The 12,987-nt window shown below is 39.3% G+C and carries 15 protein-coding genes and 1 tRNA gene; 10 read left to right on the forward strand and 6 right to left on the reverse strand.

Translation table 11 applies throughout. The annotated features are described in order from the left end of the window. On the forward strand, positions 1–375 hold the full coding sequence (locus ACKI39_RS10300; RefSeq protein ID WP_407400228.1) for a hypothetical protein: 375 nt from the start codon (positions 1–3) through the stop codon (positions 373–375). Here ACKI39_RS10300 and ACKI39_RS10305 read toward each other — a convergent pair. Together ACKI39_RS10305 and ACKI39_RS10310 are read right to left on the reverse strand one after the other, a co-directional pair. After that, positions 347–1,744 (reverse strand): hypothetical protein, encoded by a 1,398-nt coding sequence (locus ACKI39_RS10305; protein ID WP_407400230.1) that lies wholly within the window; start codon positions 1,742–1,744, stop codon positions 347–349. The two genes, ACKI39_RS10300 and ACKI39_RS10305, sit on opposite strands and share 29 nt — an antisense overlap. A 52-nt stretch (positions 1,745–1,796) precedes the next feature. Next, on the reverse strand, positions 1,797–2,654 hold the full coding sequence (locus ACKI39_RS10310; protein WP_407400232.1) for a hypothetical protein: 858 nt from the start codon (positions 2,652–2,654) through the stop codon (positions 1,797–1,799). A gap of 125 nt (positions 2,655–2,779) precedes the next feature. On the opposite strand from ACKI39_RS10310, the gene ACKI39_RS10315 reads away from it, so the two are divergent. Further along, positions 2,780–3,352: an elongation factor P gene (locus ACKI39_RS10315; protein WP_318691380.1), complete on the forward strand. Its 573-nt coding sequence runs from the start codon at positions 2,780–2,782 to the stop codon at positions 3,350–3,352. 174 nt (positions 3,353–3,526) lie between these two features. Further along, positions 3,527–3,602: transfer RNA gene (locus tag ACKI39_RS10320), tRNA-Arg, on the forward strand. A gap of 278 nt (positions 3,603–3,880) precedes the next feature. On the opposite strand, the gene ACKI39_RS10325 is transcribed toward ACKI39_RS10320, so the two are convergent. Beyond that, positions 3,881–4,087 carry a hypothetical protein gene (locus ACKI39_RS10325; RefSeq protein WP_407400234.1) on the reverse strand — a complete coding sequence of 69 codons (207 nt, stop codon included), beginning with the start codon at positions 4,085–4,087 and terminating at the stop codon, positions 3,881–3,883. Positions 4,088–4,204: 117 nt separating this feature from the next. On the opposite strand from ACKI39_RS10325, the gene ACKI39_RS10330 reads away from it, so the two are divergent. The 5 genes from ACKI39_RS10330 to hisF all read left to right on the forward strand — a co-directional run bounded on the left by ACKI39_RS10330 (position 4,205) and on the right by hisF (position 9,826). Next, positions 4,205–5,944, forward strand: a complete 1,740-nt coding sequence (locus ACKI39_RS10330; RefSeq protein WP_407400236.1) for a DUF5312 family protein — start codon at positions 4,205–4,207, stop codon at positions 5,942–5,944. Between the two features lie 4 nt (positions 5,945–5,948). Beyond that, positions 5,949–6,713, forward strand: a complete 765-nt coding sequence (locus ACKI39_RS10335) for a purine nucleoside phosphorylase YfiH/LACC1 family protein (RefSeq protein WP_407400238.1) — start codon at positions 5,949–5,951, stop codon at positions 6,711–6,713. 117 nt (positions 6,714–6,830) lie between these two features. Further along, on the forward strand, positions 6,831–8,195 hold the full coding sequence (locus ACKI39_RS10340) for an argininosuccinate synthase (RefSeq protein WP_407400240.1): 1,365 nt from the start codon (positions 6,831–6,833) through the stop codon (positions 8,193–8,195). A gap of 229 nt (positions 8,196–8,424) precedes the next feature. Next, a complete protein-coding gene (hisH, locus tag ACKI39_RS10345) occupies positions 8,425–9,051 on the forward strand; it encodes an imidazole glycerol phosphate synthase subunit HisH (RefSeq protein WP_407400242.1) in 627 nt (208 codons plus the stop codon). 10 nt (positions 9,052–9,061) lie between these two features. Continuing rightward, the gene (gene hisF / locus ACKI39_RS10350; protein ID WP_407400244.1) at positions 9,062–9,826 is read left to right on the forward strand and encodes an imidazole glycerol phosphate synthase subunit HisF; all 765 of its coding nucleotides are present in this window, start codon (positions 9,062–9,064) and stop codon (positions 9,824–9,826) included. Positions 9,827–9,831: 5 nt separating this feature from the next. Here hisF and queD read toward each other — a convergent pair whose 3' ends face one another. The 3 genes from queD to ACKI39_RS10365 all read right to left on the reverse strand — a co-directional run bounded on the left by queD (position 9,832) and on the right by ACKI39_RS10365 (position 11,426). After that, positions 9,832–10,215, reverse strand: coding sequence for a 6-carboxytetrahydropterin synthase QueD (gene queD / locus ACKI39_RS10355; RefSeq protein WP_407400246.1), 384 nt, complete (start codon positions 10,213–10,215; stop codon positions 9,832–9,834). 360 nt (positions 10,216–10,575) lie between these two features. Continuing rightward, positions 10,576–10,866 carry a hypothetical protein gene (locus ACKI39_RS10360; protein ID WP_407400248.1) on the reverse strand — a complete coding sequence of 97 codons (291 nt, stop codon included), beginning with the start codon at positions 10,864–10,866 and terminating at the stop codon, positions 10,576–10,578. Further along, positions 10,857–11,426: a glycoside hydrolase family 5 protein gene (locus tag ACKI39_RS10365; protein WP_407400250.1), complete on the reverse strand. Its 570-nt coding sequence runs from the start codon at positions 11,424–11,426 to the stop codon at positions 10,857–10,859. Before ACKI39_RS10365 ends, ACKI39_RS10360 begins: the two co-directional genes overlap by 10 nt. Before the next feature lie 214 nt (positions 11,427–11,640). Here ACKI39_RS10365 and ACKI39_RS10370 point away from each other — a divergent pair, with 214 nt between their 5' ends. Then, on the forward strand, positions 11,641–12,087 hold the full coding sequence (locus ACKI39_RS10370) for a hypothetical protein (protein WP_407400252.1): 447 nt from the start codon (positions 11,641–11,643) through the stop codon (positions 12,085–12,087). Between the two features lie 316 nt (positions 12,088–12,403). Beyond that, complete coding sequence (locus tag ACKI39_RS10375; protein WP_407400254.1) at positions 12,404–12,829, forward strand: hypothetical protein; 426 nt, start codon at positions 12,404–12,406, stop codon at positions 12,827–12,829. The last annotated feature ends 158 nt before the right edge of the window (positions 12,830–12,987 follow it).

The raw sequence follows: 12,987 nt of genomic DNA on the forward strand, positions 1-12,987 counted from the left end.
ATGAAGATAAAGGATATTTCCATCAGTACCATAAAGAATCACCTTGAGACAAAAATATCCTTTGAATCTTCGGATTTCATAAACGGTTGCTATCTTGATCAGGTTGTGAGCCTTGCTTCCGATGCTGACACTGTTGCCTGCAGGATGGTAACTGGAATTTCTTCTTCTGTTGTATTGACCTGTGCAGATGCGCTTCCTGCCGTACCTTCCACTAAAAATATTAAATATCCATATCATCTTATAACGAAAGTCTTTGATGCAAATGATTCCCTTGTTGAAGAGCGGACTGATGTCTTTGAATTCACATTGCCTGAGCATAGTCATAATCAGGGGAAACAGACTTTTTTCAAGAAAGTTTTCGGAAAGAAAAACTGATTCTACCTTTAGCTTTGATTCGTTTTGATCTTTTCATGAAATTTGCACTTGCATCGAAATTCCATTTTCCATTGCCTTTACTGTCGGTCCAGGTCCAGCTTGCGGCAAGAGATTCAAGCAGATTTTTTTTAAAATAAATCTTCTGTGATATTTTATAGTTTTTTATTGCTTCATCTGAGAATGCATAGTTGAAAGAGGTGTCGCTTCTTGCTGAACGGATAGGAATCCCTGCATTCAATCCCCAGGAATTGTTCAGCTTCATTTTATCAGTTGAATAATCAAGGTTCAGGTTCCAACCAAGGTTGACTTCCTTTCTGTCAAAAGATGCTGCGGCCTTCATGTAATATTGGTGTAATTCCCGAGTCATTCTTTCTTTTGATTTTCTTGAGGTTTCTCCAATGGTTGTACCGAGGCTTAATGTTCCTTTACTGGTATGGAACCTAAACTGTGGTGAAATAAATATTTGCCGCCCGATTCTTGGTAAATTCCCTGAAGCCGTTATTACATCCATGTCAGAATCAAAAACATAAAGTCCTAAAGAAAAGAATCCAAAGGTCAGGTATGTCTGATTTCTTATCCATCTTCTTGTTCCTCCGAAAGGATTTTCATATATGCCTATGGAAACTGAATTCTTAAAGTATCTCCAGGATGTTGAAAGTGACAGTTCACCAGATAAGAAGTCTGATTCCATATAGTGTCTTTTGTCATGGTACCAGCCGTTTTCATTTTCGTAGTGATGAAAAAAAGTTCCACCTGAACAGGAGAACAATAGCTCTGGTATTAGTTGTGTTGAAAGCTTTTTATATATTGCTCCATATTTTTCTTCTGTTTCAAGGATTGCAATTTGAAGGGTTGGAATCAAAGCTGCGTTCTGGACTGGAGTCAAAACCATTGCAAAGGAAACTGGTGTTCTGCTTGATGAGCTTGTAGGTATTGATGGTGCGATTCCTGGTGCTGGAACAGAACCTTTTTTGAGAGGTGAAGGACATGTGATTGACGGATTTTTAAGGCGGGAAATGGCGTTTGAGAACCTAAGTGTTCCTGCAAGAATATCCAGATTCAGCTTCCCCAGTTTTTGGTTGTGCTGTATGCCGTAGGTATAGTCCTGAGAATGGATGTAATCCATAGGTGTGTATCCATAGAGGTCCATGAGTTTTGTTGAGTCGAACCTGCAGTTACCTGTAATGGTGTCTGCCCCGAGATTCAATCTAAGGCCCATATTGTATTTAATTGTTGAAATGTTTCTTATCATGCAGTTGCTTTCATCGACAGGAATTGAAAAAGTAATCTCAGAAGAAATTTCTGCTGTCGCTGAGAATGCTTTGAATGCACAAGGAAAAATGAAGATTAAAACCGCTATTCTTTTCATCTATAATTATATAAACGAAAAAAAATAAAAAGCGGCTGTTTTACAAAAAATATTATTGGAATGGATCTTTGCTTTGATCTACGGTAAGTAGCTCTGGTACATTGACCTTGTATTTTGCGCCAGGCAAAGCGTTGAGGACATCCTGATAGTTGTTTTCGATCTTTTCTGTTTTTTCGGCTTCTAGTGCGGCGGCAACTCTAGGGCAAGGATTGTATTTTGCTGCTTTCTTGAAAATTTCGTTTCTTGGTGTGGCTCGTTTTGTGACCCTAAGTTTTTTGACGCAATCCATTACGACAATATCATCAACTCTGGTGCTGAGACATCCTTTCTTTACGAAGGCAGACTTTACTTTCTTTACATTCCTGTCGTAGTAATAGATTCTGTCGTAGTATTCGCTTTCATCCTCTTCTTTTGTTGATCTGCATACAGAGTCTCCAAATCTGAAGGGAGAATTTTTTTCATCCGTTGTAAGCAAGAAGTCTTTGTCGGCATAAAGGACGGCCTTTTCCACGACAAGTGCATTCTGGCATTGAAGGGCAATTGAATCCATGTCCATCCAATATTCAACCTGATTATAGACGGAATGGGCATAGACCATGTCTTCCGATTGCATTGTGACTATCTGGCCATCGATGAAAATGACTTCTACATTGTCACCATATGAAAGGTTAAGTATTCCGTGCATCTTTCCATCACGTCCCAAAAGACAAAGATTTGCCTTTGGAGAAAGGATCTTTGCTTCTGCTAAAGTTTCTATGGGGACTGCAGGTTCTTCATTTGGAGAAATCTCTTCACCATGTATTTCTGATGCTGGAGGAATTACATCTGCCGGTTTTTTGATGCATGAAACCAACGGAAGGATAAGGATAAAAAGAAATGTGGCGGCAGACTGCTTTGCGGTGATTTTCAAGGTATTCTCCTATGAAAATTGTAATGTGGTTAGGATAAAAAATCAATTTTGCATTTTCAACCTTGTTTTTTTTATCGGTTTTCTATAAAATAGTATAAAATTAATTATATTCAGAGGAATAGACAATGATTTCTACAAACGAAATTAGAGTAGGTTCAGCATTCATCGTAGAAGGTGAACCACTTATCGTACAGAAGAAGCTTGGACAGAAGGGTGGCCGCCAGGGTATCACAGTAAATCTTCGCGTTAAGAACATCGTTACAGGCGGAACAAAGGACCTCGGTATTGATGCAGGTGACAAGTTCCAGGAAGTTGAACTTGAATCAAAGACAGTAAAGCTTTCATACATCGATGGTGATGATTTCCACTTCATGGATCAGGAAACATACGACGAAGTTCTCCTCGGAAGAGATGACCTTGGCGACAACGCTGGTTACATTTCTCCAGATGATGACTACGATGTACAGGTTACATATTATGAAGGAAAGCCAGTTGGTATCGATCTTCCAACACAGGTTGTTCGCACAATCACATACTGCGAACCTGGTGTAAAGGGTGATACTTCTGGTAAGTCTCTCAAGCCAGCAACTCTCGATACAGGTATCGAAGTTCGCGTTCCATTGTTCTGCAATACAGACGACCGCATCGTTATCGACACACGCGAAGGTGCATTCGTAGAACGCGCAAAGGACAAGTAGGACAATCGCGAAGCGATTTTCCTAGCACGAACTCCAGAGGAGTTCGTGCGTGTTTCATTGTGATTGATAACTTGTTGATTATTAATCAGTCCCCGCACCAAGTGTTTTCCGCGAAGTGATAAATACTTGGTGTAGGGATCATAAGATGCTGGAACATCAGTTCCAGCATCTTATGATCCCGTAGCTCATTTATGGATAGAGCGGCTGCCTCCTAAGCAGCAGGTGGCGAGTTCGAACCCCGCCGGGGTCAATGAATTAAGGCTGTCAGTTTACTGGCAGCCTTTTTCAATTTTAAACATGTAAATCCCGTTGTTCATGGGCGAAAGCATTTGTTTCTTAGCGATTTTACATGCATTAACTTTCGCCCCACGAATTGCATGGCAATTCGTGATTGTTGCTAAAAAGCGATTCTTGAGGAACGCAAATGCTTTCGCCAAGGGGTCTGTCCCCGATGGCAAGAATCGCTTTAGCGATTCTTGTGACGAAAGTTACAAAAGATAAGGATTTCTAGGGCAGCAAACGCTTTCGTCATTCTGCCTCTTCCGTCTTTTCTTCGGGTTTTGGAGCTTCTACAGGTTTTGGAGCCTTTATTTTCTTAGGACGAGGAGGTTTTTTCTTGTACTTTACGACATAGCTGCCAATCATCATGAATGATATTGAAAAAATTGCGATGAAGATGACTCTCCAATCTCTGAGGACATTTATTGAAAGCTTAACAATCTGGTTCAGATCCATACCTCGATTATCGGAGAAAACAGGTCTGCTCTTTAGAATCCCTTAAAACAGAATAAATTGAAGGTTCTTTTATACTTTACTTTACATTGGGTGGATTAAGACTTAAAATAATATCATATGGATAAGAAAAAAACTGTACATAATAAAACAAATTTCGACAGACTTGCTTCTGACCTTACAAAAAAAGAACGTAAGGATATCCTCAAAAGAATAAATCCTGCAGATATAGAAATAAAAATTCCTTCAGAAAATGATTTGAAGAATAAGGAATCGGAAAAAGAGAATCTGGCAAATACAAAGAAAGGTCTCGTGCTTAACTTCAAGAAGGAACCGTTCTTTAAAAAACTGGTTGTCTGGGTCAAATCACTTTTTCTTAATGTCAGTGTTGAGGAAGTCTATAACAATGCCGTAATCAGTGCCTTGGCACGGCGAATAGAGGTTCTCTATCCTGGGCTTATTGATTTCAAGCGTAAGATGCTTTGCAATACAATGTACAAGGAGCTTTTGGAACTTCAGCAGGCACAGGATTTTTTTAGAACTCAGCTTAGGATAGACGATACTGATTCTGGTGTCTTCTATTATCTCCTTTGCCTTCAGCATTTGCCAGACTTCTCTGAAAGCGTAAGGGCTGGTTGCGATCCTTTTCAGTATGATTTTGAAAGGCCTTTAGGACAGGAAGCAAGAAACAGCTTCCTTAATAAAATTGATGAATCTCTTGGTCAGATGCCCGCCGATATGAAAGAAAAAATCGGTGATATTTCTCAATCCTTTGAATGGCTTAAGACGTTTGTCAGATTGCCTATTGGAGTCATGTTGAATAAATTCTCGGTGGCTGGAGAAGACCGTTCCTGTTTGTTCGTTCAGGTAAAAAATGAATATTCGGAATTTGCAAAGGTACTCTGCTCAAAGAAACAGATTTCTGATGATTTCCTTACTTCACTCTATCTTACAACTACAGAAATCAAGGATCTATGGAAGGGGGTAGTGCCTGAGTGCTCAAAGGAAGACCTTGATAAATTGCTTAGCACAGCTTCTGCCGAGATCACAAACATCAACATGTTCTGCCGAAAATATCCTTTGCGTGAAATTGGTAAGGTCATCAACGAAAATTCACTTTATGTTCCAGAGACCTTCTCCTGTGGTGACAACTGGTTTGTAAAATATCGTGAGCAGTGGAGAATTGTTTTTGATCAGAGGTGGAGACTTTGGAACAAAGAATACAAGAAAGAGGAAATAAAGAAGAAGATGAAGGTTTTCTTCAATATTCCTGATTTCCAGAAATTTCCATATCATCCTTGGCGAAAATATGAGGATGAATTCCCATTCAGATTTGATCTTTCACTTGGCTTCATCAATTACTATTTCAAACAGGAATATCAGAAATATGCAAGCATTTTGAATGTAGTGACTCTTGAGGGGGATTTTCAGATAAAAGAAAACCGCCATGAATTCACAGATCTTGTGGCGGATTTCAATGAAATCATGGATAAGCTTGAGGTTCTTGTTTCTCAGGTTTCTCTCGGTGGAGAATACGGTGCGGAATTCATGCGTTATGAAGGTTCCATTAAATCCAATTCAAATAAAGAAAAGCTCAAGATTGTCATAAACGAAATGGAAGAGGCAGCTTCCTACATTACCGAAGTGTTCATTAATTCAGGCCATAAATTTGAATTGCTTGTTAGTGCAATGCTTGGAGAACATGCAACTGTATACTATGGACCACTGACAAATCTTAATAAAATCATGGGCCGTGACAACAGGGAGTTCCGTGAGACCCTTTCAAAATTTACACACAGCATAAAGTACGCTGGTGAAATCTTGACCGCCCTTAAGGAAATCGATTCGTTCAGAGTGTAGGTATATGATTCTGGAGAAATTTAAATTCAACGGGAAAAATCTTGAAGATGGACCATCATGGGGAATGACAGATATTTCCATGGGGACAATGAGATTTCGTTGGAATGAGACAAATGAAAACAGAAATGCTTTCCTTAAAAAACTATGTGGATCGGACAAATTTCCTGCTGCCGTAGAGTTGATTCATTCAAAGACAGTCTACGACATTGAAAGCGCAGATGAAACCATTGGTTTACAAGGTGACGGAATAATTACAAGGAACAAAAACATAGTTCCTGTCGTGACGGTTGCAGACTGCATGCCCATCTATGTATTTGATACAAAATGCGGTACTTTTGGAACTCTCCATTCTGGATGGAAAGGAACAGGAATTGTTGGTAAGGCGGTTGGAATCATCATTGAAGAATATGGTTCCAGACCTGAGGATATCTGTGTTGCCATTGGACCTCATATTGGGGACTGCTGCTATAATGTTACGGAAGAACGAGCCCACTATTTCATCGATAACTTTTGCCATGACTGTGTAAGTAAAATCAGCGAGGATAATTATTCGCTTTCCCTTACAAAAGCAAATCTTGCCGTGCTGATAAAATGCGGAATTCCCGAAGACAATATTAAGATTATGGATGAATGTACTTGCTGTCATAAGGAGAATGGTGAATTTAAATTCGGTTCCTTCAGAAGGCAGACTCTTAATCTACCTTCCGACATGCCCCTTGAAGAAAGGCTTACAAAATTTACGGTTCAGGCTGCTTTCGTAAAATGGTAGCAGGAAAGCTTTTTAAACTGATTTTTACAGGAACCCTTTAATCATGTAACTTGCATATTTATACAAAAAAATGTATAAATATACATATTGAGACTTTTATATAGAGAGGCATTTTTTATGGCAAAGGTTACAGAAAAAGTTGCTGACAAGGCAAAGAAGACTGTTTCAAAGGCAAAGACAGCTGTTAAGTCTGCTGCAAAGAAATCAACAAAGAAGTCTGGAAAAGACAAGGTTGTTCTTGCATATTCAGGTGGACTTGATACAACTGTAATCATTCCTTGGCTCAAGGAAAACTACGATTATGATGTTATCGCAGTTTGTATCGATGTTGGTCAGGGTGACAACTGGAAGGCAATCAAGAACCGTGCCCTCAAGACAGGAGCTTCTGCATGTTATGTTGTAGATGCACGCAAGGAATATATTGAAGAATACATCTGGCCTGCACTCAAGGCAAATGCAATTTATGAAGATGAATACCTCCTTGGTACTTCTACAGCTCGTCCTCTTATCGGAAAGATTCTTGTTGAATACGCTCGTCAGGAAGGTGCCGTTGCAATCTGTCACGGTGCAACTGGTAAGGGTAACGATCAGGTTCGCTTTGAACTTGCAATCAAGGCATTTGCTCCAGACCTCAAGTGCATCGCTGCATGGCGTGACGACAAGTGGAACATGGACAGCCGTGAAGCAGAAATCAAGTATCTTGAAGACCGCGGACTCGAAGTTCCAATGAAGAAGGATCAGTCTTACTCTCGCGATGAAAACATCTGGCACCTTAGCCACGAAGGTCTCGAACTTGAGAAGACAGAAAACGAACCAAACTACAAGCACATGCTCAAGAACACAGTTGTTCCAGAAGAAGCTCCTGCCAACGGTGAATATGTAAAGATTGAATTTGAAAAGGGAATTCCTGTTGCTGTTAACGGCAAGAAGATGGATGCCCTCAAACTCCTTACAGAGCTCAACAAGATTGGTGGACGCAACGGTATCGGTCTCGTTGACATCTGTGAAAACCGCTGTGTAGGTATGAAGAGCCGCGGTGTTTACGAAACTCCAGGTGGAGCAATCCTTTATGCAGCACACCGCATGATGAACCACCTTACACTTGACCGTGATACATACCACTACAAGCAGCAGCTTTCTGTTAAGATCGGTGAGCTCATCTATGACGGAAAGGTATTCACAACATTGTATGATTCACTGATGGCTTTCGTAGACAAGTCAGAAGAAACATGTACGGGTTGGGTTAAACTCAAGCTCATCAAGGGTGCAATCCGCGGTGCAGGTTCAGGTTCAAAATACAGCCTCTACAACGAATCAATCGCATCATTCACAACAGGTGATCTCTACAACCACAAGGATGCCGAAGGCTTCATCACATTGTTCGGCCTCCCACTCCGCGTACGTGCCATGATGGAGCAGAGCGTAGGTGAAGGACAGGCAGTGTTGAAGTCAAAGAAGCTTAAGAAGAGACCAACAGAGTAATAGATTACTCGGCGAGGGCGCGAGTGGCGCAGCGCCCGTCCAAGCTCTGCGTGAGCCGCCCCTGCGGCGAACTGGCGTAGGTGAAGGACAGGCAGTGTTGAAATCAAAGAAGCTTAAGAAGAGACCAACAGAGTAATAGGTTACTCGAAGATAAAGTAGTTATATACAGCACTAATTTTTACAATTAGTGCTGTTTTCATTTTAAAGTCATTCTGTTATATTGTTTGCTATGATTGGAATTGTAGATTACAACGCAGGAAACATAACGAGTGTTGAGCATGCCCTTGAATATCTCAAGGCTGACTATGTTCTTTCTAAGGATCCTGCTGAACTAAAAAATGCGGATAAAATTGTTTTTCCAGGTGTTGGTGATGCCGCTTATGCCATGGAACAGCTGAAAGCAACTGGTTTTGAAAAGTTCCTCAAGGATTTTCATGCTAGCGGCAAACCAATGATTGGAATATGTCTTGGTAGTCAGATTGTCTTTGATTATTCTGAAGAAGGAAATGTTGAGTGCCTTGGACTTATTCCAGGAAAGATAAGGCATTTTTCTGATTTGCTAAAAAACAATCCGTCAAAGGATTCCTTCAAAATTCCACAAATGGGCTGGAACGATATTGAAATCTGCAATGGCGGTTCAAAATTGCTTGAAGGGATTGATGCTCACAGTGATTTTTACTTTGTTCATTCGTATGTAATTCAGCCTGAAGATGAAAACGTTATCAAAGGCTATGCAAATTATGGCATCAAGGTTCCTTCTGTCATTGAAAAGGATAACCTTACTGTATTCCAGTTCCATCCTGAAAAATCAGGGAAAGCTGGACTTAAGATCCTTGAAAATTTTGTAAATCTGTAGGGGCGGAAACATGCTAAAAAAGAGAATCATCGTCTGCCTTGATGTAAAGGACGGGCGTACAACTAAGGGTGTAAAATTCCAGAACAACATCGATATCGGTGATCCTGTGGAAATGGCTGCAGAATATTATCGTCAGGGAGTTGATGAGCTTGTATTCTATGACATCATGGCAAGTGCCCGTGGTCGTGGTCCAATCCTTGACCTCATTGCCCGCGTTGCAAGTCAGGTTTTCATTCCTTTCTGTGTTGGCGGTGGAATCGGAACATTGGATGACATCCGTTCAACAATTCTTGCAGGGGCGGAAAAAGTTTCCCTTAACAGTCAGGCGGTAAAGCATCCTGAACTCATAAAGGAAGGTGCCCGCGTTTTTGGAAACCAGTGTATCGTACTCGGTATGGATGCTGCAAAGGACGAAACAATGCCTAGCGGTTACCGCGTATTCATTAACGGTGGTCGTGTCGCAACGGAACTTGATGCACTTGATTGGGCAAAGAAAGCCGTTGAACTCGGTGCCGGTGAAATCGTTTTGAATTCAATCGATGCAGACGGAACTCGCAGCGGTTATGAAATCAACCTTACACGCATGATCAGCGAAAATGTTGAAGTGCCTGTAATAGCATCTGGCGGCGGTGGAACTGTGCAGCATCTTGCTGATGTACTAAAGGACGGAAAGGCTGATGCCGCACTCATTGCAAGCATGGTGCATTCCGGAGACTACACTGTCGGCGGAATAAAGACGGATCTTGCAAAACTTGAAGTTCCTGTAAGGATGTAATTGTTCTAAAGAATATATCTGGCACGGGAAGTGTCTGTCTCAAAGACATCGACAGCGTATAGGTATGCGTTGCCGGTGTCATTTTTTTTGAGCGAAGGAATGTCCTGAATAATGTTTTCTGCAATGAATGTCGCTATGCGTTCAGCACTTGGATTCTGTTTGAAATAATCAAAGTCATTTAGGTTCTTGTGGTCCAAAAGACTGCATGTTTTCCTTAAAGCTGCCTTCAATTCCGTAAAATCAAGGAGCATTCCGCCTTCGTCAAGCTTGTTGCCCTGGACGTGGGCATATACCTTGTAATTGTGTCCGTGAAGGTTTTCACACTTGCCGTGGTAATCCTTTAAAAAATGTGCCGCTGCAAAATCGGCTTCTACTCTAACTTCATACATGGAAAACATAATATCCTAAAAGCAATTTTAAATAAATGATTTTCATGATGCATATAAGACAACCGCGGATGTGAAGACTGCAGTCCGAGGATGTCTTTTTATTTAGTATAGTTGAACGGAAGTTATTTTAATTCCATAACCATAAATGACAAGTCCTTTTTCTTTGATTACAGGCCAGTTGTCTGTACTAGGGGAAAAAGTAAAGCTTGTACTTCCCGAAGGTGAATTTAGCGATATTGAGTAGTCGCTATTGTTAAAGGAAAGTCCATTGGATAAAGATCCTGCTGTGCTGATCTCTTTTCCTGAATTATCCCAGTGGGTCGTCAATTTTACAGAGAAATAGGATGGTGAACCAGACGATTATTCATATGTGACTTTTATATATGAAGAGTTGCCTGCGGAATTGAATTTCTCTTTTGGTATTGTACATTTTACGGTCCAATCTTCTTTGTCCATGTCATAAGGCTGATCGATGAGGGATGTCCCGTTTTTTTCACTTCCTGAAAGTTCTACCAATTTTTCTACGAGTGTAGGGAAGAACCAGGTCAGAGTATTTCGATCAAAATATCCGTGGCGCTCGGCTACATCAGTTCCGCCTGTAGAGATTGTTGTCTTGTTGTTCCAGAGAATCAAAGGACAACTTATGGCCATATTTTCGTAATGTATCGGTTTGAGGTTGTCTGTTCTGCCTGATTTGTATTTACACTGAACCCATAGGTGATTGTCATTTCTGAAGATTTTAGATTGTCATGGTGGATGTTGATGATTACAAACATGTTATTTGCCAGCGCCCAGTCAACAACAGTTTTTATTCGAGCAAGCCAGTTTTCATCAATGGTGTAATTTGTTCCGTCTGTAATGTGGTTGTGCCAGCTTACAGGAATTCTGATTGTCTTTAATCCCTTTGCTGCAACAGCATTGATCATTGCCTGTGTTGTTTCTGGCATTCCCCAGCTTGTTTCAGTTGAAAGTCCTTGGTTTGTTTTGTTTCCTGTAATATGGGCATCAAAGGTATTTCCAAGATTCCATCCGCATTTCATAGCAGCAGCAAACTGAACGCTTGAGTATGTGGAATAGTCAGAGAAATTTGTTGGAGACAATGGGGTATAAGGAGGCAAGTCTGTACTGTCCGACGCTGTAGAACATCCAATGCTAAAAAGAAGGCCAAGAAGGAGCAGTGAAATCAAAAATGACTTGATTAGTTTGTTCATAAAAGAACTTCTTGTAGTTGTGTTTTTTAGTGAACTTTTTCAATGGACTTGTAGCTTATGAAATTTATTTTATTATACAATTCAGTAATCTCCTATCAATTTTGTACTTTTTCTATTAAAATAATTAAAATAATCCTTTGTAGTTGTATGATTTGTAGATTATTGGCTTTATGTTGTCTCCAGACAGAAATGAAAGCTTTGTAAGAGATAAACGATGAAAAATCTTTGTTCGTTAAATGGTAATATTCAGATTATTGTAGAAAAGCTAAGATTCCATAAGTTGAGTGTATTGAACTGTGGAGACATAAAGGCAGCAAACAATGCATATAACTATGCAATAAAGGAAATTTGTATTTCTATTTCTCTTGGAAAATATGAAATAATTAAAGATCTCTTGAATCTCAATGATCCGATAGTCATTAGCACAATAGCGTTGTTTATATTACCTATTTCGGAAATAAAGACTTTAAAACACTTGATTCCTCTTTTCCTTAAGCGGGAATATTCTATTGAAGTAAGAACTCTCTTGTCTGAATATAAGATTAAAAATAGATTACAGTTTCCAAAATTTAACAATGGAATGATAGAGTATGTGTCCAAAGAGGAATATTTGGAACAGTTTTCAAAAGAGGACATTAAATACATTTCTTCCTTTTTATAAAAGAGTAATTCTACTGATAAGTGTATTTTATGTTGTTACTTATAAATATTTGAAGGATAAGTAAATTGCTATATGGGTTCTTCAGGAATATAGATTTTTATTTGTTGTCTTCCCATCAATTTGATTATCTGGGGTCTGTCCCCATTGGCACGTAATTTTACTTTCCAAACTGTCTTAAGTCTTTTTCTTATATGGCTCTCTTATTTGAAAAAATAAAAGATCATTCTTATTATGAATACGATATGAAAAAATTACCAGACAGTAAGAAATTGTCAAATGCTAACAACTGGGAATATTTTTATGAGGTGTTGATGAAATGAAAAATATAAAGGAAAAATTGATCTGTATATGTACATGTTTTTTTTTATTTATATCATGTACCGGAAAGGATGATCATCTCAAAATACCGTTAAAATCTGAAATATTTGAAGTTTCTTCCAATGAAAGTTTCATTGATGAATTTAAGAATCTTCCAGAAGAAATGAAAACAAATTATAGAAATAAGATTTATGTAATTTCTGGAGAAATCGATTATGTAACTTGGCCAAAAGATGGAAATGATTTAATTCATACAGCAGTAGCCATTGGATTAGATGATTACAATAGGAATACGCTTGACGGCGATTGTATTAGTATTGAATTGGATGAAAGAAGAATGGATTTGAAAGTTGGAGACAAAATTAAAGTATTAGCCCAGTTTGATGATTTCACAAATGGCCAATGGGGGCTTCTGTGTCGTTAAAGCATGGAAAAATAATTAATAATTTACTTGATACTGTTTCTCCCATCAATTGAAATTGATGTTACAACAGCGGTTTGGGGCTGAAAAAGTGGCAGAATTCGAGCAAATTCTGTAGAATTATGCATGGATATGGATGAAAATTTAGAGAAAAGGAGTAA

This window comes from Treponema sp., assembly GCF_045641405.1.
Taxonomy (GTDB): domain Bacteria; phylum Spirochaetota; class Spirochaetia; order Treponematales; family Treponemataceae; genus Treponema_D.

Bases quoted from the DNA above. Each gene is read 5' to 3' on its own strand.
- ACKI39_RS10300 (WP_407400228.1), top strand. From the start codon at position 1: ATGAAGATAAAGGATATTTCCATCAGTACCATAAAGAATCACCTTGAG.
- ACKI39_RS10305 (WP_407400230.1), bottom strand. From the start codon at position 1,744: ATGAAAAGAATAGCGGTTTTAATCTTCATTTTTCCTTGTGCATTCAAA.
- ACKI39_RS10315 (WP_318691380.1), top strand. From the start codon at position 2,780: ATGATTTCTACAAACGAAATTAGAGTAGGTTCAGCATTCATCGTAGAA.
- ACKI39_RS10325 (WP_407400234.1), bottom strand. From the start codon at position 4,087: ATGGATCTGAACCAGATTGTTAAGCTTTCAATAAATGTCCTCAGAGAT.
- ACKI39_RS10330 (WP_407400236.1), top strand. From the start codon at position 4,205: ATGGATAAGAAAAAAACTGTACATAATAAAACAAATTTCGACAGACTT.
- ACKI39_RS10335 (WP_407400238.1), top strand. From the start codon at position 5,949: ATGATTCTGGAGAAATTTAAATTCAACGGGAAAAATCTTGAAGATGGA.
- ACKI39_RS10340 (WP_407400240.1), top strand. From the start codon at position 6,831: ATGGCAAAGGTTACAGAAAAAGTTGCTGACAAGGCAAAGAAGACTGTT.
- hisH (WP_407400242.1), top strand. From the start codon at position 8,425: ATGATTGGAATTGTAGATTACAACGCAGGAAACATAACGAGTGTTGAG.
- hisF (WP_407400244.1), top strand. From the start codon at position 9,062: ATGCTAAAAAAGAGAATCATCGTCTGCCTTGATGTAAAGGACGGGCGT.
- queD (WP_407400246.1), bottom strand. From the start codon at position 10,215: ATGTATGAAGTTAGAGTAGAAGCCGATTTTGCAGCGGCACATTTTTTA.
- ACKI39_RS10360 (WP_407400248.1), bottom strand. From the start codon at position 10,866: ATGGCCATAAGTTGTCCTTTGATTCTCTGGAACAACAAGACAACAATC.
- ACKI39_RS10365 (WP_407400250.1), bottom strand. From the start codon at position 11,426: ATGAACAAACTAATCAAGTCATTTTTGATTTCACTGCTCCTTCTTGGC.
- ACKI39_RS10370 (WP_407400252.1), top strand. From the start codon at position 11,641: ATGAAAAATCTTTGTTCGTTAAATGGTAATATTCAGATTATTGTAGAA.
- ACKI39_RS10375 (WP_407400254.1), top strand. From the start codon at position 12,404: ATGAAAAATATAAAGGAAAAATTGATCTGTATATGTACATGTTTTTTT.